The organism is Synechococcus sp. M16.1 (assembly GCF_014279895.1).
GTDB lineage: Bacteria > Cyanobacteriota > Cyanobacteriia > PCC-6307 > Cyanobiaceae > Parasynechococcus.
This window is the reverse complement of sequence record NZ_CP047954.1, coordinates 752,694-771,594: the sequence shown is the minus strand read 5'-3', so window position 1 is coordinate 771,594 and position 18,901 is coordinate 752,694. Positions and strand designations below refer to the sequence as shown.

Here is an 18,901-nt window from a genome sequence, read left to right as displayed (position 1 = left end):
GCTTGAGGACCATGGCGCAGCCAGCGAAGCCGCCGTCAAAACGGATGACGGCCCAGTGCTTACCGCCGATGTTGATGGTGTCGCCGCGCTTGAGATGCGATGGAGGGCCATGTGACTGGCCCTGATGGCAAAGGATCGTGGTGTCGTTCCAGCGGCAGTCGCTATCACGCGTTCTCCCGCAACACGGGCAAGGCCGCGCAGGACTTGATGTCTGCATGGCTCAGAACTCGACGATGCGTCGTGCCTGCATGCCGCGTTTAGCAATCGCCTCACGCACCGCATCAATGTCCCAAGTGATTGGGGCATTTGAGCTGTGCCCAAGCCAGTAGTGGGTGCCATGCAAAAGAAAGCCACCATGGCTGTCACGCAGGCGCTTCAAATAATCAGGCGAACGGCCTAATGCCGCCGCCGCCGCTCGTGTGGGCAGGTTCATTGAAAGGATTCCTTAGAGGTATCCCTTTGCTTTCAATGCAGCGCGCAGATGGGGCTCAGTGACGTTCCTAAAAGGGTTCGGCTCACAGCCCAAATACCGTTCGCCGCGAGTGTGAACGGTGATGCCGTTAGGCAACGTCGTAATGACGTTCCTGAACATCCAGCGTTCCTTACTTCCACCACGTTCCTGATACGCCTGCCAAATGCGATCACAGGGGCGTGATTGCCCTTTCCACTCATCGCCATCAGACGCATTGCCTGTGAGCAACAAGTCTTCGATCACCGCAGCAGGAAGCTCCTCAGGGCCACGCTTCGCAGAAACGAAAACGTCCTGACCATTGATTGTGGTCTTCGGTGGTAGTGCGAGACGGTTTTTGCGCACGCCAGTACTTGCAAAGGCGGAAACCGTTGAATCGCCGTTAGACCGCTTGGGCGGAATCGTGCTGCCCTTAGGACAGGAGTGGTGCCACTAAGGACTAGCCACGCGCAACGTTGCAAAAAACATATGCGCTTCTGACAGCTATGGCAACCAGCAAATAGGGGCACCTACCACCATTGGTGGCGTGCAAATAAGTGTCGCGCTAAGAATCGCGCTAAATAATCCGAGACACCTCAGAAGGCGATATACCCGGCTACAAGAAAACCCAGTCAAAGACTGGGCTTCAAAGAATGGAGCCAAGGAGACTCGAACTCCTGACCCCCTGCATGCCATGCAGTTAGTTTCCCGCTAAACAACAACGGTCAAAACCCCGGAAATACTAGGCAATAAGCCGCTTCAACACTAGACCGAGAGAAAACTCGGCGCACAGGACTTGCGGGTTCTCATTGCTTCTTGCAAGGTTTTGGCGCACAATTTGGCGCACAAGCACTGACCACCTGCATCACGTGGCCAAAGCCATCTGGTCGGACAACCTGCGACAGGTGCTGAAGCGCGAGCACGGCAAAGGTTGGTCAGTCAGAGACCACCGTGGCCGGGTACAGCTGACTCGGATTTTTGAAGACCGCTCACGCAGTGCCGTTTACCTGCCACTGACTTGGACAGCCGATAACGCCACAGCGATCCTCAACACGGTTGGTGCAATCCACGACCTGATGGATTCGCGCAAGGTCAGCTTGAAAGAAGCTGCCCGGCTGAACACTCAGGCGTTGGCAGAGCCAGCCACAAGCACGAAGAAGGTGGCGGACAAAGGTTGGGATGCAGTTGCTGCTGACTTCCTCAAAAGCCGTGGTGACAGGCGCAGCAGCACTCTCAGGGACTTGAAGCTGCGGGTTGAACGTGCTGTTGCTGTCATCAACCAGAAGCCCAAACCACGCGACGGTATGAGCGTGTTGGAAGCGTACGCAGCCGCCTACTTCAAAGAGATGGCACCAGGTGGTCAGGGGCGTAAACGGAATCTCAACGACGTTGTGGCGTTCCTTCAGTTCGCTGTTGACCGCTGCGGTGCACCAGACCGTTTTCTGCCACCGCCCAAAGACCGCATCAATGAGTTGATCGGCACCAGCCCGACATCAACAACGGAACGTCTCACCCCACCGATCAAGGCAGACCAGTTCACCGCTCTGTTGGATGCGTTGGAAGCTGACAGTCGCCATGACCTGAAACTGGCAGTGGCGCTGGTTGGCTACCTCGGGTTGCGCCCTGCTGAGCTGGCAGTGCTGCGGGTTGGCGATGACGGCAAGGCAAGGGTCGGCAGCATCAAGCGCAACATCCAAACGATGCAGCAGACAGAGAAGCCGCCACGGCTGGTGATGCCGCTTGAGATTGAAGGCAGAAACAACGAAGGCGCTCGTGCTGTTGCCCAGTTCGCCAGTGGCCTGGTGAAGCTGCCGAAGGCACTACGGAAGCAGATTGATTTAGTTGAGGACAAACGACGTTTTCAGGACGTTGGCGCTGAATTTGCCCAGCAACTTTCACGCTGTAAGCATTGGCAGGCGATGAGAAATATGGACCCGCGCATCACCGCTTACAGCCTGCGCCACGGATTTGCCTGGCGGGCAACAATTGGCGAAAACAAGCTTCCGGTACGAACTGCTGCAGCATTAATGGGGCACACGATGCAAGTTCACCACAGGCATTACGGCGCTTGGGTTGATGAAGCTGCCATTGAAGAAGCGGTGGGGATGCACAACGCTGCCGTCGCTTAAACCAGATTTAGCGCTTGCAAGTTCCCGCAAGTTCTATTAGAAGTTGATCAACTCAGAGGTTTGCCCTGGCTGAGCAATCACCAGGTTCCACCTCCACCACGACTGCTTCGGCGGGTTGACGGAGTTACTACACCCCGATCAGATCGGCATGACCCGCCGCGCCAACAAGTACGCCATTAATGGTCGCTCCATTGCACTGCCGAAAGGCTGCACTGATGAAGACCGTGAGTTGCTGAACAAGGTGGCCTTTCAACTGCGTGGCGTAACGCCAGAGCAGTGGGACCAGGTCTTCGCCAGCCCTCAGATGGCAGGTACTCCACGGGCTTTTAAGGCGGCCATGCGGTCTATCGGGAACGTCTCCGTTTCCGATGACATCAAACGCTGGAAGAGGGCTAACCCCCGAGCTGTTCAAGACATCTGAAGCAGCAAGGCTGCTGGGTGTCTCCGGTTATTGGCTGAAGGACAACCGCGACATCAGCGGTGGGTTCCTTGTTGTCGATAAGCACTGGATTCCTGGCATCACGCCAACGTCACCAATCCGCTGGAACGTGCCATTGGTGCTGGAAGCCATGCGCTACCACGGCATGAATCGCATCAAAGGCGATCAGCTGTTGGGTACAAAAAAATGACCCAACGACCAAACGGTCGTGGGCCACTCCCTGCCAAGGATGTGGTCAATTTAGGCGACCTTCTGCCACAGCAGCAGTACGTCACGGCACTGAGAACCCTTGCAGGAGTTGAAAAAAATCTGCCTGAGTGGGCTCAATGTGCTCCAAACAGTGCGCCAAATCGGAGGTGGTCATGATCGACCCCACCGTTTTGAAACGGCTTGAGCCCATCAGCCTTCAGCATTGCCTCCTGCCCGTTGGTTGGGGTCAATCAAGGAAGGCTCCGATGCTTTCCGGGTGGACGACTCACCCTGGATTCAGCGTCTCAGAGGTTTCCACCCACCCCGGGGTGGTTGCTTGCGGTGTCCGCTGCGATCGGCTGTGGTGCGTCGACTTTGACGGCGCATCAGCAATCGAGCGTTCTCGGCAGTTGGGCCTCCACCCAGAAGGCGTTTCAACCTGGCGCGTGCAGCGAGATACAGATCTCTCACGGTTCAAGCTGCTCTTTGCTCCTAGCCCGGCGCAGGTTGACCAGGCGATTGATCAAGGGCTGACCGCCGGACACTTCCATTTCAACGAGAGCACCGGAGCGGGCGAGCAGCTCGAGCAGTTTTTCTCTCCTGGACGGCAGGTGATCGTGCTGGGAAAACACTGGTCGTCAGGCGGTCACTACTACTGGCCTGATAGCAGCGGCCCTGAGGCGTTGTCAGCTCCACCCGATTTCTGGTGGGACACCGTTCTTCAACTGGCCATCGACAACGAGCACACGTCAGTTCCAAAGCACCGCACCGTGAACACCGTGCGTTGTAACTGGAGGCGATTAGCTCACTGCCCGATCTGCGGGCGCGACACAAACGTTGTTTGTCAGATCCATACCGATGGCGAAACCATCCGATGCTTCAGAGGCAGCACCTTCTGCCCACCTGAGCTCACCCCCGGAGAATGCACAGGGGAGTGGCGATACAAGCGCGATCAGCACGTCGGCTGGGGCACCTTCGCCATCTTCCACAGAGCAAACCTCGGCTCTCCCCTCCAACGACTCAGGAGGCAGCACCGTGACTGATCTCCTGCACGTCGGCGACTGGCTGATCGAAGGCTGGACAACCGACAAAAAGGGCAACAAGAGGCTTAGCGCTCTGACGCCGGGGAATCTCTGCGTGAAGTTGAGATCGCAGTTTGGGAAACGATTGCGATGGAACGAACTCCTGCTGCAACCAGAACTGGGAGAGCAACCAATCCCAGGGACAGCCTTGGAGCAGCTGTACGTCGCCTTGTCGGAGCGGGGATGGCGGATCGCTCAGAAACCAGCGGAAGATGCTGTGCTCCGCGTCGCCCAGGAGAACCGATTTCACCCTGTCGCGGTCTACCTCGAGACCCTGGTCAAGGCTCCCGATCTAGAACCCATCGACCTGGATCAAATCGGCAGCTACTGGGGTGTCCAGGACGATCCGCTGTCGTGCCGGATGCTGCGGGTGATGCTGCTGGGAGCCGTTGCCAGGATCTATGACCCCGGCGCCAAATTCGACACCATGGTGGTGTTCAAAGGAGAGCAGGGCAGAGGCAAATCAACCTCGCTCCGCAAACTGTTTGGGCCGAAGTGGCTGGTCGATACTCAGCAGCCAAAGCACAAGGATCAGCTGATCGTTCTGCACAGCTGCTGGTGCTACGAGGCAGCGGAGCTGGACTACATGACCAGCCGCAAGGAATCGGGACTGATCAAGGGCCTGCTGAGTTCATCAGTGGACACCTTCCTCGCACCGTATGGGCGCTTCATTGAGGCCCATCCGCGCCGATCAATCATGGTCGGAACCTGCAACCGAGACGACTTCCTCAGGGATGCCACCGGCCACCGGCGCTTCCTTGTCATTGAAGTTGACCAGATCGACTGCGATCGGATTGAGGCAGATCGCGACCGCATCTGGCTTGGCGCTGTCCTGGCCTATCAGGCTGGGCAGCTTCCCTTCCTGGCAGCGGAGGACCAGGAAGCGAGCAACCAGCGGAACAAGAGCTTCGAGCTGGAGAACCCATTTGAGGCAAGCGTGGGGCACTGGCTCCGCTTCGGCCTGATCCCAAATGATGAGTTCACCTTCGATGAGTGCCTGAAAGGAATAGACCGGTGCAACCTTCCACATAGCGATCGCCACCACGTCAAGGAGGCGTTGAAGGAGCACGGCTGCAAACCACCCAAGCGACAGACTCGCCGCCACGGCGTGAAGGTCAGGCTGTGGACCCACTACCGAGCTGCCTCGGCAGCCTCACCATCTGCAAGGGTGCGTGAGGCTCCTCAACCAGCAGCGGCAGCAGGGGGTCCGGGCGATTTGTCTCATGCCTCACCTCCTTTTAGAGAAAGGAGTGAAGGACAAGAAACAGAGGGACATCAACAGTCCCTGCCGGGATTTGCGAAAAAGGGTGAGGCGGCGAGACAGCACCCCGAACTCCCTTTGGGGTCTGGGTTCGACGTTGACTCGGGTGGCTCCAAGCCCGAGACATTACCGCCGCTCAACCTCAACTGCCTGTTCTGAAGTCAAGCTCTGCGTGCTTGCTGAGGTAACAGGTGCGCAGGACAGTTGTGTTGGTCCTGTCTTAGCGGCGGTGGTGATGGTTTGAGTGACCACGGAAGCCCTTCTGGTCAGCACCCAGGGCCATCATTCGATTCAGCGCCGTAATAGCACCGACAGCCGCTGAAAACTGACCTGCATTTTCAGCCTTGCGGGCAATGCGTTCAAGTCGTCCCACCTGCTGGAAGAGCAAGTCCCGCTGGTCGATCTCCTCTGACCCGTAGGCAGCATCCAGCCAGTCCTTGTGGGCTGCACAGACGACATCACGAGCATTTCTACGGCTGCACCCCCATGTTTCGGCAGTAAAGGCAGTTAATTCACTCAGACCCATTCCGGCGTCAATCTGCCGCACCGCCCATTCATGGCGTTGTTTCTTCTCGCTAGCGGTGACTCTCTTGCGGGTCATGGCTACATAGGGGGCAGTGGATGACTGGTGTTGGCGTGAGTTGGAGTGCTCCTGACTGGGTTAAACAAAACGATAAGGACTACAGCGAATTAATTCGGAAGAAGGCTGTAGCAGTTACTAGGCGCGACAAGAAGCGTGATGGCAAATACAGCGTCAAGGAAGCGATAGAGGCCATTCATCAGGCATTTCATCGCTGCAACGGCTTTGATCCCTACGACGGTTCCAAGCTGGATCCAGAGCTGCTGGGCGAGTACAAAAACGACAAGGCCAAGGCTCAAGGCGCAGCCTACAAGAGGCGTTTCGCAATGCTGCCAACCATTGATCACGTCAAAGCTGAGCCGATCCCTGACTTTCAAATCGTCAGCTGGCAGACCAATGACGCAAAAGGGGACATGACCCCTGAGGAATTCATCGCTTACTGCCGCCGGGTTGCCGATATCAGGCTTATCCGAGGGGATGCATTGGGGGAGTGATCGCCCAACGCAAAGGCTTGAACGAAAAACGAGTGTCAGCACTATGCGATGCGCAACGCGAGCAGAAACTTCAAAAAGCCTATAGACACTGGATAGTCAGGACAGCGAGACATCTCCAGTCAAAGCCCTTAAAGGCTGTAACGCCGTTCATTTGGCATATGTACGCGTCAGAATGCAGCATTCAGATCACTACGAGCGCTTGACAGGCAGCTCTAGATGCGTCTATAAGAAAGAAAAGGATACATTTTCTTGTGAAGCCCAATTCAGATCACTTCGTAGAACTGGCGAACAAGCGCGTTCCAAAAGCGCTTAAAGCTTTGGATTTGGTGGGAAATCTCTCTAATAAGAGCAATTACTCCTACTCAGAAAGTCAAGCCAAGGCGATTCAGAAAGCCTTGCGAGCAAAGGTACAAGAAGTGTGCAAAAAGTTTGAGGCCTCTAATGAAACCTTCCAGCCCTTCAAGATTGACTGATGGACTTATTTAATCGACCACTATCAAAATTTGCCTGGGAGGCAAACACGCGGAAAATATCGGCAGGAGTCTCAAGGACACCTTTGGAGAAGAAAAATTTTCGCCCCGAAAATCGTGACGAGTCGGAAATTTTCATACGCGAATTAATTCAGAATTCTCTAGATGCCAGAAGCCTTTCTTCCCAAAAAGCCGTAGTTTCAATCAGCTTCAAGCACATAGACAAGCAAAACTACAAGTTATACGACAAGATCGTCTCAAGCCGCCTACTGCAGTGGCTTAAAGATAGTGGCGACATAGGAGAAATGTATAACCGAAAATACAGCGTTGTGATTCTATCTGATAGAGGAACTACTGGATTACAAGATGAGGATTGGGAAAAATATTTTCACTTCTCCGGTCAAGTTCATACAGGGAGTAAAGGATCACAAAATCTTGGTTCAGCGAACCAAGGCAAGGTAGCCATTTGGGGATTATCCTCAATTTGGACTGTACTTTGCAGAACAAAGCTAAAAGGCGGCAAAACCAAAGTCCAAGGGAAATGCCTTATGGCAAAGCCACATAAACTCAATGCATTAGAAATTCGCGAATGTGACGCATATTTTAGAAAGGGAAGTAATAACGAGGATCATTTTGTTAGTGACGAAGAGAATGAAGCATTCGAAAGAGTTTTTGAAATGTCAAGCAGAAATGAAGTTGATACTGGCACTGACTTTGTACTTCTAGAAGCCGACCAATATGACTTCAATAATCTCCTAAGTGCACTAATTAATAACTGGGCTTTGCCTATTCTAGAAGACAAGCTTGTCGTGAACTTAGACGATAAAATCCTTGATAAGAATACTTTGATGCAAATAATTGCATCAGAAGTAACAGACGATGCCAAGAGCTATGTCAACAAAGACTTAATTGACTTTTGCTTAAGTGCTCGCGCGAATAGGGGCAAAGAACAAATAGGCAAAAACATCTATAAACTCCGCAGTAATCTAAAACCTGAAGAACTCGAGTCACCCTTAAGATCATCCTTCTTTGAGGAAAATGCAACTCCAGAAGAAATTTTTCAGAATATCAAAAACGGCAATATGATAGAAGTTCAGTTTAGTCCACCAATAAAATACAAAAATGACACTCCAACCAACTTCCCTTTATATTCAGTATTCATTCAAAAGAAATCTAATGTAGAACGTACTTCATCTTCAGCCAAACCCGGCTTAAAAAAATCAAGCTCTAAGGGTTTGATGATGAGAAGCGACCAAATTATATGGGAAGAAATAAGGCCAATGCTAAAGATCGCATCACAAAGAGATGATCTACACGTCTTGACAACTACTTTTCAACCCCGAATAGATTCTTTATTACAGCTATTTGAAGAACCAAGTCATTTAAAATTTAATGCTAAGAATATAGATTTCAATGCAGATGCTGTTCGTTTTCAAAAGACTTCCTCTCTACTGATATTGAGACTATTTCGAAATTCAGCGAATAAATTTCTAACCTATGTTCTTGATGCAGAGAATGATTCAGACCCTGATTACTTTTCGGATCTTTTCCCAGTAGTTTCTGTTGAATCACTACTACCATCGGAGTTGAAAAAAAATAAATCTAATACCGACAAAAAGGATACACAAGATGTGGTTGATATCGAAATCAATAGTCCACGGCGTTCCGCCATTTCAGTTTCTCAGTCAGAGGGTAAAATCGCAGTTACTTCTAATGAAGAATATGAATACGAAGAGGGTGATATGTTCAAAGTTGAAATTGCAGCAGATTGCCTTGAAGGAAATGGCAATCCTTTCAAGGACTATGACCCATTTGATTTCAATTTATCGACGTGTCGACTGCTTGAAGAAAATGGATGCGCATTTACGGCAGACTTGAATAAAATCGAAATACGTCCATACGGCTCTGAATTCGAACTAATTTTTGATGGTCTTCATCCTTATTGGGGTTATGTTATACGATATAAACTCATACGAAGGCCCATAGAAGACCTAAATAACGAGTCACTTGATGAGGTTGTGCAATGAATAACATTAAATCCACAGCAAAAAGCAGAACGACTCCTCGTCAAATTAAACTTCTGCCCCAACATGCCTTCTCATGGAACATCACACCAAATTTCGACAAGTTGATAATCACTAGTATTGATCAAAAAGCATACTTTAAAGATCTTGATATCGAGAAACTTACATTATCAATTTATGCTTGGGATAGTGCGCCAAAGACAGCATATAAAAACTATCCCCTTTCAGAGCCCCTTAAGTTTCCTCTTATTCTAGATCTTAAATCCCAGAAGTTTATAAATATCGATGGCAAGCCATACTTTCGTATTCGTTTATTTGACAACTCTTCAAAGGCAATTGTATGTCAATCTAAATCATTTTTAATGACAATATCGTCTAACACTGGAAGCTTATTGCCTATGATTCCAGCTGCTTTAGGCAATAGAATAGCAAGAGTTGATATCGATGAAGAAGACGGTCCATCCATCCAGCTCTCTAATAACTTCCAAACTGAATCAGGTAATGTCTCTCTTACTAGCATTAAGAATATGGCATTAAATGATCCAATTTTTGCTTGTTCATTTTGGCCATTTGCGATCGAACAAATAATCTCTTCGGCTATTCGCTCTGACCAAGATTGGGCACAAAAGTGGCTTGCTCTCGCACATGAGCTGGCGCCTGGTCATTTCCATGCTCAATCTGGTCGAATTACACTAATAGACGAGCTTAATTTTGATTCTGAGGTCCTACCTAGTATTATTGATCAATGGATCCGAAGATTTGGATACGATAAGCAACTATGGGAATCAGTAATGGGAGATGATGACTAATGAATAAAATCTCTTTCCCAGTTTCAAGGTTTAAGCCTGAATATCTTCAGCATATTTGGGACAGGATTGCTCTATTTCGAACAAAAAAAGACGAAAGACTTCTCCAAGACTTTGATCTTTTTTCAGAAGAAAATATCGAACAGATTTCTGAAATAGAAATCGAGCTTAATAGACGTTTTTCGAATCGTTTTCAGCTAGGCAAGTATTTGGTTGAATTGATTGACGAATCAGATTTTATTGGGAGAGAAATCAATCAACCATACATGTGGTCTTGGTTGTCCTGTGTCTACTTAGAACAATTAACGAAGAATTTCTCCAAAGTATCAAGAATGGAGCACTACATTCCTATCATAGGGGATTATAAAAAAAAGTTAGGGTGGCAACCTATTGCTCACCGTCATTCCGTGAGAGAGCCATATCGCTTATACAAACAATATAGAGATTCTGCCAAAATTTATTTCAGCAAAAACATTCACCAACAAGGAAATATAATTGAATCCATTCGTTCAAGACAAGATTGTGTTTCTAATAAGGAAATTCATGAATACCTTGTGATGAAATATGCAATGCCCGACGGTTTCGCTAAGGCAGGTACAGCAACTGTGCCAAAGCCTGACAAGGGTACTGGTCGAGATAGCACCGTTCGCCTTGGCAAACTGTTCAAACGTTTAGCAGTAACTTTTCATGCTCCTGAGCTAAAAGCATCTGAGTTGTCTAATTATTTAGGGCCAGGATTTGAACTGGAGAATCAATAATAATTTCTATCGAAAAACGTTTCATCAAAGCGATATTCGAGCGTAAATAATTTTTCTTAACCTGCTTTTAGATTTTCTCTTTCCTCCTGAGCAAACCCGCAACATCTGTTGATGCATAGAGGACACTGATCGCTGTTGACCGATAGACCGCCTTCGCACAGTGCCTCCGGCTGGCACCAGCGCTCTGCAACTGCAACGGCGGCCCGGTAGATGCGGCCGTCTTGATCCCCCCCCAATAGGAGACCCAGGTTCAGTTCGCGCCGCTGACGTGAGAGCAGCTGTTCCGATTCTTCGCTGCCGTTGATCCGACCCACCATCCGACCCAGACCAATGCTGCAGCTCCGATCAGTCGTGATGCCGACCATCGCCAAGCATTGCCGTATCCGATCTCGACCTAAGCCCTTTAAATCAGTACGGACCCACTCCCTCCATTCGAGTCCTTCCTTCAGCTGGATGGCTACCTGCTGGAGCAGGTTTTCATTTTTCTCGAGGTGAAGGCTGCGAAAGGTTCGACGTCGATTCGGTTCGGCGTCTGCAAGGAACGTCTCATAAGTTGGCCATCGCTTCAGCACCCGTTCCCAAAACTGCATCTGCCGCTCGGCAGGCAGCTGGTTTATGAGGAGTTCACCGAGGAACACTCTCCATGCCTTCATCTCCTCAGGAATCAACACTCCGTTTTCCTTCTGCCGTGCCCATGGCTGCAGTGCTACGACACCTTCATCGCGATACCAGTCGAGGAGTTCCTGCCTGATCGGCTCCGGTGATCGCCAAAGGTCTTCTTCGGTTCGTCGGTTAATCGCATCGAGCATTGCCCTGCCAAGTGCTTCCCCGACTAACGGGGCCACTGCTTCCCCCACTTGGTGGAAACGGTTCGAAGGCGTGCCGTGGAAACGGAAGCCATCGGGGAACGACTGCACCCGTGCTGCCTCCCGGATCGAGAGGGTCCGGTTCTGTTGGTGATGGATGTACCAGTAGCCGTCCTTCGCCATGTGAGCCGTGACGGTCAGGCACGGCTCCTTCGCCTTGAGGATGTTGTATTTATTGCTGAAGCTATTCTCCTTGTCCTTTTTATCCAGCAGCTTCCCTTCTCTCTTCGCACGACTGGTTACGGCGTAGCGGCGTTGTTCCTCACTCAGCTCGTGATATCGGAGCCCGGTATCTCGCATTAGCTGGAAGGTCTCTAGGTCATCGCCCCGCACCTTGCGGGTTATGTGGTCATACAAAGCATCCCTCTGAACGGGCAGCCAATTGCGCATCAGCTTCTGGTAGGCGTTGTTTGGGCCGTGGTATTTGCTGGTCTCGCTCCATTGCTCCCACCAGTCGCCCTCCAGTGCTGGCAGGTCGCCGATGGCGTCGTCCAAGCTGACTGCTTCTTCAAGAGAACTACAGGTGGGTTCAGGCCACACCAATGGCGAGCAGTAGCTGTTTCCTTTCAAATCAGGCAGACGGGTGCCCGCAATGAACAGCCGCGGCCGGAGCTGCGGAACGCCGTATTCCCAGGCATGAACAAGACGGGCATGCACGCGGTAGCCAGCAGCTTCCGCGCGGCTGACGATTCCTCGGAACACCTCTTGGTCACCTGTCTGGGCGATGTCAGGAACGTTCTCCATCAAGAAGGCACGCGGCATGACGCCCTCAACAACGGTGAGAAACGATTCCCACAGTTCGCGGCGGCCCTCGTTCAGCTCTTGGTGCTGATCAAACACGTCATCGTCGTGCTTCCTCCAGCGGATGTTCCGGGAGAAGGGCTGACAGGGTGGGCCTCCAGCTACCAGTGCCACCTCCCCACCGGCGTTGAGTTGGCGGCAGAGTTGCGCCAGCACCTCTGGGTCACTTAAATCGCACTGTTCAGAGCAGCCGCCGAAGTGATGACGGTGGGTCGCTATTGAGTCAGGCCGGATGTCGCAAGCCAGCACCACCTCGAAGCCGGCACGGTGCAGGCCAAGGCTCAAGCCTCCGGCACCGCTAAACAAATCCACCGCAAGCGGGGTATCCGCTGCGATCGATCGCATGTAGCCGGGTAGTTCATCAAGGCTGCAGCTGGTTTGATTCGGCTCGAGAACCTGTTCGGGCCCTTTCACAGCCTTCAACCGATGCGGATCATCAGGGATCAGGCTTTTCACCATTAGGCGCTTTGCTCCTCGTCGTTGCTTCGGATCAGTCCGGCGATCTCGCCTTCGTCCAGTAGGTCGAGACAGATCGATCCTCCGAGGCCGTTCAGGCGGCGGACCCCCGCACGCACCCGCAGATCAGGCAGATCTGCCAGCTCGCTCGTGAGTACACGGTTCACCGCCGGGAGCAAACCGTATTCCCGGTCACTGATGCCGAGATGCAGTTCTTGGCTGGTGAACAGGCGCCTGACGAGGTCGTAGTCCTCGCCTTCGGATCCGATCAGTCGCTGTGCTGCGAAAAACAGACGGGCGAAGGTGTTGCGGCCGTGGCCGTTGATCGAGGCTGTGCCCAGAAAACGAACCGCCGGCACTGGTCGATGCCCTTTCCCGCTGAGGAATCCGTCCTCAGGATCGGCGGGTGCGCTTCCCCTCCATCGCCTCCACACCAAATCGTGATGGCGAACAAGGCAGAACCAGTGCCAGACGCGCATGTCGGTGGTCACCGATTCCGGCAGGTGCCGCAGGGCTCTGTGCAGTGGCTCCACCAGAGCACCGTCCATCGCGGACTCGCGCACATCACTGCTGAGCAGTTGCTCAAGCGCGGCATCGAAACCCGAGAGGTCCACCTCGGCATCCACCGGTTTCACCTCCAGCAGATGGGGATCGCGAAGCGCTTCCACAAGCCCCTGTTCACTCACCGGATGGACGAGCCGGAACAGATCGTTGCTCATGCCGCCTCCGCTTCGATGGCCGCCTCAGCCTCTGCCGCTGGATGAACCTGCTGGGCGTCGGCCATCGCCTCGGCAAGTGTCACCAGACGTGTCTCTTCCTGAATCAGTGCCGGCATCCGCAGCATCAGGCGCATAAATCCTCCCGGGCTATGGAGTTCACGCACGAGCAAGGGAAGGGCGCTGTGGGCCGGCAGATCAGCGCCGGTAAGCCCTGGAGCGAACAGACCGAGCAACCTGCTCTGCCAGCTGTTCATCGATGCGATCGCCTCTTCGGGATCGATGCTCCGGTCCTGATCCACGATGCGCTGAAGATCGGCAAGTGCACCGGAGACAAGCAGAGGCCATACGCCTGAGCAGATCGCCATGAACACAGCATCACGCTGCAGAGCCGGCCCGTTGCGGCGCCTGCCGCGGCTCATCAGCAGTCTCCGCAGGGGTGCTGAAACTTTCGCGTTGAGTTCAAGCACCGGGGGTTCACCGGCCTGGAGCCGCCAGAGCTGCTGGCTCGCTCCACTTGGAAAGTCAGTCCAGCGCAGCTGAAACAGGGCTTCGCTTTTCGCACTTCTGCTTGTGAAGCGGATTGTATGAATGCAGCTGCGGCCAACGATCTGCCCCTTCTTGTCGGCAAACCCATCGCAGAGTTCTTCAGCTGCTTCCGTCCGGACCAGAAGAGCCTCGGCTCGGATTTCCTCCCCATCAAGAAGGGCTGAGAAATCATGCTCGGCGAACCACAGACCGAGGCCGTCATCCTCAAGTGGCACCACGATCCTTCGACCGGTCGATCTACTGATCAGCCGGCAGATGAAACGAGCAGGAGGCTGCTCCTGTTCAACTGCAGGGAAACACTCTTCCCAACCCCATGGTGGTGTCAGGAGAATCTCCAGACGGATGGATTTCGTCTCTCCGCTGAAACGGAAGGTGACCGCATTGCTCACCTCCTGAATCACCTCTTCAGAAATACTTTCTGGAGCTGTAACGCGGAATGCACCGTCCAAGTCGACTGTCTTCCAGGGAAGGAATTCCATGAATCAACCCCCCTGCCGGAAACCGGCAAGTGCCGGGTCAACACCCGTTGGAGGCTTGACCAGACAGCGGAACGGGAGTGTGCGGAACTCTGAACTCACCGAGAAGACGAAGCGCCTTGCATCGGAATCATCCAGGCTCACCTCTTTAACGGAGCCCATCAGTTCGATGTCGCTGATTCTCCAGGCTTCCCCTTTACCGGAATCGGCCAAGCTGCTGAAGCTGAGTCCTGCGGTAGCGCTCGCTTCGCCATTGCCATGACGGATCAGCTCACCCTGAAGTGACCATCCTTTCCGTGATGGATCAAAACAGCATCCATCGCGGTCCAGAACAATTTCCAACCGCGGTCGCTCGCCGCGTTTTGTCTCAGAAGTCGGGCTGATCCCCCGGCCGAGATTGAGCATCCGTGCAAGCAGTTCCGGGCCTTCATCCGGTGACGGTTCATCTGCAATCAGAAGTTTCTGGATCACCAACTGCCGCAGCTCAGAGCGCAGGCCCCTCAGTCGTCCTGCCGACCCACGCCAGTCGTAGCTCTCCCTCAGTCGGCGGGTGGTCGGAAGCCAGTCGTCATGCGTGACTGGCTCCGCAGCCCGGAAGTACTCCTCCACATCCGCCGGCACTGCGCTCTGAGCATCCATGGCGGCGGAAGCCGGTATGTGCTGAATGGCATTTCCCACCATTGCAGCTGCGCAATAAGCGCCGCCGTCGTTCAAGCGATTTCCGTCGACATAGTCGACGACCATTCCGGCCCCACGGATCAGAGCAATGGTGGATCGACAAGGCAGGCAGCCTTCGGTGGGACTAACCCTCGTCACACCCAGACGGATGGTGGTCTCAGCAGGCTTGTGAAGCAGGTCTGGCCGGTCCTCTGGGTGGATTCTCCGGGGGAGGGGAAAACTTGTCAGATCCAGGGCTGCGGAGTCTCCGGGGTCGAGGGCAGCAGCGGTTCCAGGTTCGGTCCGACTGGCGGCGAGAAAAGGTGCCCAAATGCCGTTCACTTCGGCACGGCTTACGTGGCTTGGATTTGCATCGCCACTGCGAAAGACACGGGCTTGCACTTCTAGGCGTCCCCAGCTGATCGCTGGCCAGAACCATTTCGCTGCGGCATCGGTCAGGTCTGCGCAGAGATCTTCCGGATCCCGAATGCCAAGTGCCCCTGTGTCCTCCCGATCTGGTTCATGGAACGCGGGAATAAGAAGTGTCGTCCCGCTTCCGCTGAGCCCTGCTCTTTCAAGCTTCAAATCGACGCATGTTTCCTCAGTTCTCCAGTCGGACAAAGCCACATCGATTCCGTCGCGAAGACCCGGTGAGCCGAGATAGGCACCATCAAGGAATGAAGCTCCTTCGATGTCATGGGCCGGGATCTCGCTTCGCCCGAACAGCCTCAAGCCTTCCTGTTCCCGGCCATGCACGCGTGAGGAGAACAGAACCGTGAGCAGGCGCGAATGCATCCAGCTCACCGCCTTGCCTAGTCCGAAGCTTCCACCACGCCCGGCGTCATTGCCGGTGGAGAAATTCTGAATACAGAGGCGGCGGAAGTTGCCGCTCTCGTCCCAGTCATCTCCCGAAAGACCTTCGGTGCCGCTGTCGCTGATGCGCAGGCAGACGAGCGTGTCGGCTTCCATCGCCTCGAGCCCCGCTCTGAGGGTGAGCGCAGCACCACTGAGGCCAGTTACCGCACCCATGTGCGGTTTCAAACCACCCCAGTCCGCAGCCCTTAGAAATGCATCACGCTCTTCACCGTTCAGCAGCAGCAGATCGAAATAGACAGATGCCCTCTCAGAGCCGATCCTTTGATCGCAGCTGTTCTGGCAGATCTCTCTTACGAGTGTCTCGAGAAGGGACCTGCGCTTCTGACTACTTCCTGACTCAAACAGCTCGGCCGCAGTGCTTCCCCCACTGGCACGGCCCTGACCAAGTGCCGGAGTCGAAACCCACTGTAGTGGTGCCGGCATGGAGCTTATGAAGCGTTTGGACACTGTATCTGGTGTGAGTGGAATTTAAGGACCTCAGGCGCTCCTGTCACTAGACCCGTGACCAAGACGAATCAGTTCTTTTCATCAGCACTCACCCCTACCTGAATTTCTCTCTCTTTTCGACCTTCCTTACGTCACTCCGCCGGCGAAGCCATTTCCCTTGGCGGTCATCACCAGCGCATCCCGCCAGCTGCATTTGCGTTCAGCGTTGGTGGCTCTGATTGATGCCAGAGCTTCAGCGATGGAACAGAAGCGCCAAGGCGTATCCAAGGACTAGACCGATGCCCAAGGTGAGCCAGAGCAGCTGTGACTTCGACAAGTGGAGATTCTCGGGAATCCCTTTAATCCACTGTTTAAGAAGCGAGAGCACTGGGTAGAGCCTCGCCACCCTCAGCTTCGACTGGTACTCATCCCAAGTCTCTTTATCTGGGTAGTAGTGGGTTCTGGAGTTGAAGGTTGCGCTACTAGGGATTTGGTGCGCCTCCCATTTATGCCTCGCCCGGGCCATACCCGACCAAGCATGGGCACCGGGATCAAAGTTGCAGTGAGGGCACTTGAAGTAGCTCATGTCTCCTCAATCACCACCAGCGCAACTTCACAACGGCTACGAGTCCGACTCTGAGGACTCGACCATCCAACCCAAAAGGCGCTCTATGACTTCACCGCGACTTCTTAGGCACCACTCCTTCCGCTTGAGATCAAGCATTGCCGCCATCTCATCGCTTAGGTGGACGGTGAACGCTTTTTTGTTGCCGATCCGTGCCATCAGAGCCTGACTGCTCAGCCAAGGATGCCAACTCCAGGCAAAAAGAAACCCCCACCGAGGGCAGGGGCTAGGGATCTTCTGATCAAGCCTTGATCACTTGGTGTAGGACGCGCCTCGGTAGGTCAGGCTCGGATGAGCATTTTGAGCGACTTCTTCGCGGCAGGTGTTGTAGTGCTCGCGGCGGTAGGTCAGCTCGACACAAGCTTTGGGTGAAGCTGCTTGAGCTTCGTAGGAGTGACCTCTGTAGAGAAGAGCAGTCATGGTTAGTTCCTCAGAAAATTCCAAGTCCCCGTTCCGTGGCTTGGAGTGTCTGCGCCCCTTCGAAAGGAGTGAACGTTATGTAGCGGTTGCTACAGATCCTTTATAGGGGAGTGTCAACCCCTGCGTCGTTCAAATGGATACACAGCGCGTTTTTGGCACTAGCACCGCTCAACACCTTCCCCGCAAGATTGGCGCACACTTTGGCGCACAAAAAATGATATTTAGCCGTTTTTCATTAAAAAAGCGGCCCGAGTGGACCGCTCAGATGCCAGTGCTGGACTGGCTTTTCTTAAGAATGGAGCCAAGGAGACTCGAACTCCTGACCCCCTGCATGCCATGCAGGTGCTCTACCAGCTGAGCTATGGCCCCATATCGACGTGGAAGCTTCAGAGCCGCCGTTGTCGTGAAACAGCTTACACCGCGGGAGCCTCAGACCTGGCGCCAGACGGCAACCAAGCGACCCTGCACCTCCACCTGTTCGGCGGGAAGCTCAATCGGTTGATAAGCGGGGTTGGCAGCTTCCAGCACCACCGTCGCCCCCTGGCGATGGAAATGCTTAAGCGTGGTGCCACTGCCGGCCACCAGAGCACTCACCACCGTGCCGTTGCGCAACCGCTGCGGATCCTGCACCGGCTCCATCAACACCACATCCCCATCGGCGATGTGGGAGTCGACCATCGAGTCACCATTCACCGTCAGGGCAAACAGGCCACGGGTCTCCAGCACCGGCGCCAGGTCGAGATGCTCCTGAACATCATCGAAAGCCGTCACCAGGCCACCGGCGGCAACGGCGCCCAGCACGGGAATCCCGGCGGCACCGACCATGTCTCCAAGGAGCTGCAAGGTCCGCGCCTGGCCTTCCTGCCAGGTAATCCATCCCTTCTGCTGAAGATGGCGCAACCTGCTCTGGATCGGCGCAGGAGAGCGCAGTCCCATCGCCTGCATCATCTGGCGAATCGAAGGGCTGTGGCGATGGGTGCCGATGTAGTCCGCCAGCCAGTCGTAAAGCTCTTGCTGAGCAGTGGTGAGGGGCTCCTGGGGGGCACGGGTCACCGCAAGAAAAGGTTCGGGCAATACATTTGTACCGTTCCTTGCCGTGTGCCGCAAGCGCAGGCTCACTCAAACCAGCTTCCACACCGCAGCTTCAGGAATGCTCGGCGCCAGGTTCAGGTCTTTGGGCTCCTTAAACACCACACGCCATTCCGGAACCCGGCAGGAGACATAGCCGGGATGCTCAATCAGCAGCCCCGGCTGCTCGGTTGTGCTGGCCACCCAGCCCGACATCCAGTGCCCCTCCTCCGAGAGGCCACCTTTGAACCAAACCCAGCAGCGTTCCTTACGCATCGCGATGCT

General features: G+C 53.9%; 18 protein-coding genes and 1 tRNA gene. 8 read left to right on the top strand and 11 right to left on the bottom strand.

Features of this window, described 5'->3' with window-relative positions; genetic code table 11:
* Positions 1-220: 220 nt before the first annotated feature.
* Together SynM161_RS04285 and SynM161_RS04280 are read right to left on the bottom strand one after the other, a co-directional pair.
* Positions 221-433: a hypothetical protein gene (locus tag SynM161_RS04285; protein ID WP_186542088.1), complete on the bottom strand. Its 213-nt coding sequence runs from the start codon at positions 431-433 to the stop codon at positions 221-223.
* 12 nt (positions 434-445) lie between these two features.
* Positions 446-814 (bottom strand): hypothetical protein, encoded by a 369-nt coding sequence (locus tag SynM161_RS04280; RefSeq protein WP_186542087.1) that lies wholly within the window; start codon positions 812-814, stop codon positions 446-448.
* Between the two features lie 503 nt (positions 815-1,317).
* Here SynM161_RS04280 and SynM161_RS04275 point away from each other — a divergent pair.
* The 4 genes from SynM161_RS04275 to SynM161_RS04260 all read left to right on the top strand — a co-directional run bounded on the left by SynM161_RS04275 (position 1,318) and on the right by SynM161_RS04260 (position 5,707).
* Entirely contained in the window at positions 1,318-2,577 is a 1,260-nt protein-coding gene (locus SynM161_RS04275; protein WP_186542086.1) for a site-specific integrase, read from the top strand.
* A 368-nt stretch (positions 2,578-2,945) separates the two neighbouring features.
* Positions 2,946-3,206, top strand: a complete 261-nt coding sequence (locus tag SynM161_RS04270; protein ID WP_186542085.1) for a hypothetical protein — start codon at positions 2,946-2,948, stop codon at positions 3,204-3,206.
* A gap of 445 nt (positions 3,207-3,651) precedes the next feature.
* The gene (locus SynM161_RS04265; RefSeq protein ID WP_186542084.1) at positions 3,652-4,248 is read left to right on the top strand and encodes a hypothetical protein; all 597 of its coding nucleotides are present in this window, start codon (positions 3,652-3,654) and stop codon (positions 4,246-4,248) included.
* Positions 4,241-5,707 (top strand): VapE domain-containing protein, encoded by a 1,467-nt coding sequence (locus tag SynM161_RS04260; protein ID WP_186542083.1) that lies wholly within the window; start codon positions 4,241-4,243, stop codon positions 5,705-5,707. Before SynM161_RS04265 ends, SynM161_RS04260 begins: the two co-directional genes overlap by 8 nt.
* A gap of 61 nt (positions 5,708-5,768) precedes the next feature.
* Here the strand turns inward: SynM161_RS04260 and SynM161_RS04255 are convergent, their stop codons facing one another.
* Positions 5,769-6,149 carry a hypothetical protein gene (locus SynM161_RS04255; RefSeq protein ID WP_186542082.1) on the bottom strand — a complete coding sequence of 127 codons (381 nt, stop codon included), beginning with the start codon at positions 6,147-6,149 and terminating at the stop codon, positions 5,769-5,771.
* 20 nt (positions 6,150-6,169) lie between these two features.
* Between SynM161_RS04255 and SynM161_RS04250 the strand changes: the two genes are divergently transcribed.
* From SynM161_RS04250 to SynM161_RS04235, 4 genes are all read left to right on the top strand, one after another.
* On the top strand, positions 6,170-6,622 hold the full coding sequence (locus tag SynM161_RS04250; protein WP_186542081.1) for a hypothetical protein: 453 nt from the start codon (positions 6,170-6,172) through the stop codon (positions 6,620-6,622).
* Between the two features lie 472 nt (positions 6,623-7,094).
* The gene (locus SynM161_RS04245) at positions 7,095-9,119 is read left to right on the top strand and encodes a hypothetical protein (protein WP_186542080.1); all 2,025 of its coding nucleotides are present in this window, start codon (positions 7,095-7,097) and stop codon (positions 9,117-9,119) included.
* Positions 9,116-9,925: a hypothetical protein gene (locus SynM161_RS04240; RefSeq protein WP_186542079.1), complete on the top strand. Its 810-nt coding sequence runs from the start codon at positions 9,116-9,118 to the stop codon at positions 9,923-9,925. Before SynM161_RS04245 ends, SynM161_RS04240 begins: the two co-directional genes overlap by 4 nt.
* Complete coding sequence (locus tag SynM161_RS04235) at positions 9,925-10,680, top strand: hypothetical protein (protein WP_186542078.1); 756 nt, start codon at positions 9,925-9,927, stop codon at positions 10,678-10,680. The genes SynM161_RS04240 and SynM161_RS04235 overlap by 1 nt, the downstream gene beginning before the upstream one ends.
* Before the next feature lie 56 nt (positions 10,681-10,736).
* Here the strand turns inward: SynM161_RS04235 and SynM161_RS04230 are convergent, their stop codons facing one another.
* The 8 genes from SynM161_RS04230 to SynM161_RS04190 form a co-directional block, all read right to left on the bottom strand.
* A complete protein-coding gene (locus SynM161_RS04230; protein ID WP_255441982.1) occupies positions 10,737-12,692 on the bottom strand; it encodes a DNA cytosine methyltransferase in 1,956 nt (651 codons plus the stop codon).
* Between the two features lie 113 nt (positions 12,693-12,805).
* Positions 12,806-13,522 carry a DUF6339 family protein gene (locus SynM161_RS04225; RefSeq protein ID WP_186542077.1) on the bottom strand — a complete coding sequence of 239 codons (717 nt, stop codon included), beginning with the start codon at positions 13,520-13,522 and terminating at the stop codon, positions 12,806-12,808.
* Positions 13,519-14,547, bottom strand: a complete 1,029-nt coding sequence (locus SynM161_RS04220) for a hypothetical protein (RefSeq protein ID WP_186542076.1) — start codon at positions 14,545-14,547, stop codon at positions 13,519-13,521. The genes SynM161_RS04225 and SynM161_RS04220 overlap by 4 nt, the downstream gene beginning before the upstream one ends.
* 3 nt (positions 14,548-14,550) lie before the next feature.
* Positions 14,551-16,500 carry a hypothetical protein gene (locus SynM161_RS04215; RefSeq protein WP_186542075.1) on the bottom strand — a complete coding sequence of 650 codons (1,950 nt, stop codon included), beginning with the start codon at positions 16,498-16,500 and terminating at the stop codon, positions 14,551-14,553.
* Positions 16,501-17,380: 880 nt separating this feature from the next.
* The gene (locus SynM161_RS04205; RefSeq protein ID WP_186542073.1) at positions 17,381-17,548 is read right to left on the bottom strand and encodes a DUF4278 domain-containing protein; all 168 of its coding nucleotides are present in this window, start codon (positions 17,546-17,548) and stop codon (positions 17,381-17,383) included.
* A 296-nt stretch (positions 17,549-17,844) separates the two neighbouring features.
* A tRNA-Ala gene (locus SynM161_RS04200) sits at positions 17,845-17,917 on the bottom strand.
* Between the two features lie 60 nt (positions 17,918-17,977).
* Positions 17,978-18,601, bottom strand: coding sequence for a transcriptional repressor LexA (gene lexA, locus SynM161_RS04195; protein ID WP_186494920.1), 624 nt, complete (start codon positions 18,599-18,601; stop codon positions 17,978-17,980).
* Positions 18,602-18,667: 66 nt separating this feature from the next.
* Entirely contained in the window at positions 18,668-18,892 is a 225-nt protein-coding gene (locus SynM161_RS04190; RefSeq protein ID WP_011363914.1) for a hypothetical protein, read from the bottom strand.
* Positions 18,893-18,901: the final 9 nt, after the last annotated feature.

Coding starts and splice junctions, on each gene's coding strand:
- SynM161_RS04285 (WP_186542088.1), bottom strand. CDS start 433: ATGAACCTGCCCACACGAGCGGCGGCGGCGGCATTAGGCCGTTCGCCT.
- SynM161_RS04270 (WP_186542085.1), top strand. CDS start 2,946: ATGACATCAAACGCTGGAAGAGGGCTAACCCCCGAGCTGTTCAAGACA.
- SynM161_RS04255 (WP_186542082.1), bottom strand. CDS start 6,149: ATGACCCGCAAGAGAGTCACCGCTAGCGAGAAGAAACAACGCCATGAA.
- SynM161_RS04250 (WP_186542081.1), top strand. CDS start 6,170: ATGACTGGTGTTGGCGTGAGTTGGAGTGCTCCTGACTGGGTTAAACAA.
- SynM161_RS04245 (WP_186542080.1), top strand. CDS start 7,095: ATGGACTTATTTAATCGACCACTATCAAAATTTGCCTGGGAGGCAAAC.
- SynM161_RS04240 (WP_186542079.1), top strand. CDS start 9,116: ATGAATAACATTAAATCCACAGCAAAAAGCAGAACGACTCCTCGTCAA.
- SynM161_RS04235 (WP_186542078.1), top strand. CDS start 9,925: ATGAATAAAATCTCTTTCCCAGTTTCAAGGTTTAAGCCTGAATATCTT.
- SynM161_RS04230 (WP_255441982.1), bottom strand. CDS start 12,692: ATGCGATCGATCGCAGCGGATACCCCGCTTGCGGTGGATTTGTTTAGC.
- SynM161_RS04225 (WP_186542077.1), bottom strand. CDS start 13,522: ATGAGCAACGATCTGTTCCGGCTCGTCCATCCGGTGAGTGAACAGGGG.
- SynM161_RS04220 (WP_186542076.1), bottom strand. CDS start 14,547: ATGGAATTCCTTCCCTGGAAGACAGTCGACTTGGACGGTGCATTCCGC.
- SynM161_RS04215 (WP_186542075.1), bottom strand. CDS start 16,500: ATGCCGGCACCACTACAGTGGGTTTCGACTCCGGCACTTGGTCAGGGC.
- SynM161_RS04205 (WP_186542073.1), bottom strand. CDS start 17,548: ATGACTGCTCTTCTCTACAGAGGTCACTCCTACGAAGCTCAAGCAGCT.
- SynM161_RS04190 (WP_011363914.1), bottom strand. CDS start 18,892: ATGCGTAAGGAACGCTGCTGGGTTTGGTTCAAAGGTGGCCTCTCGGAG.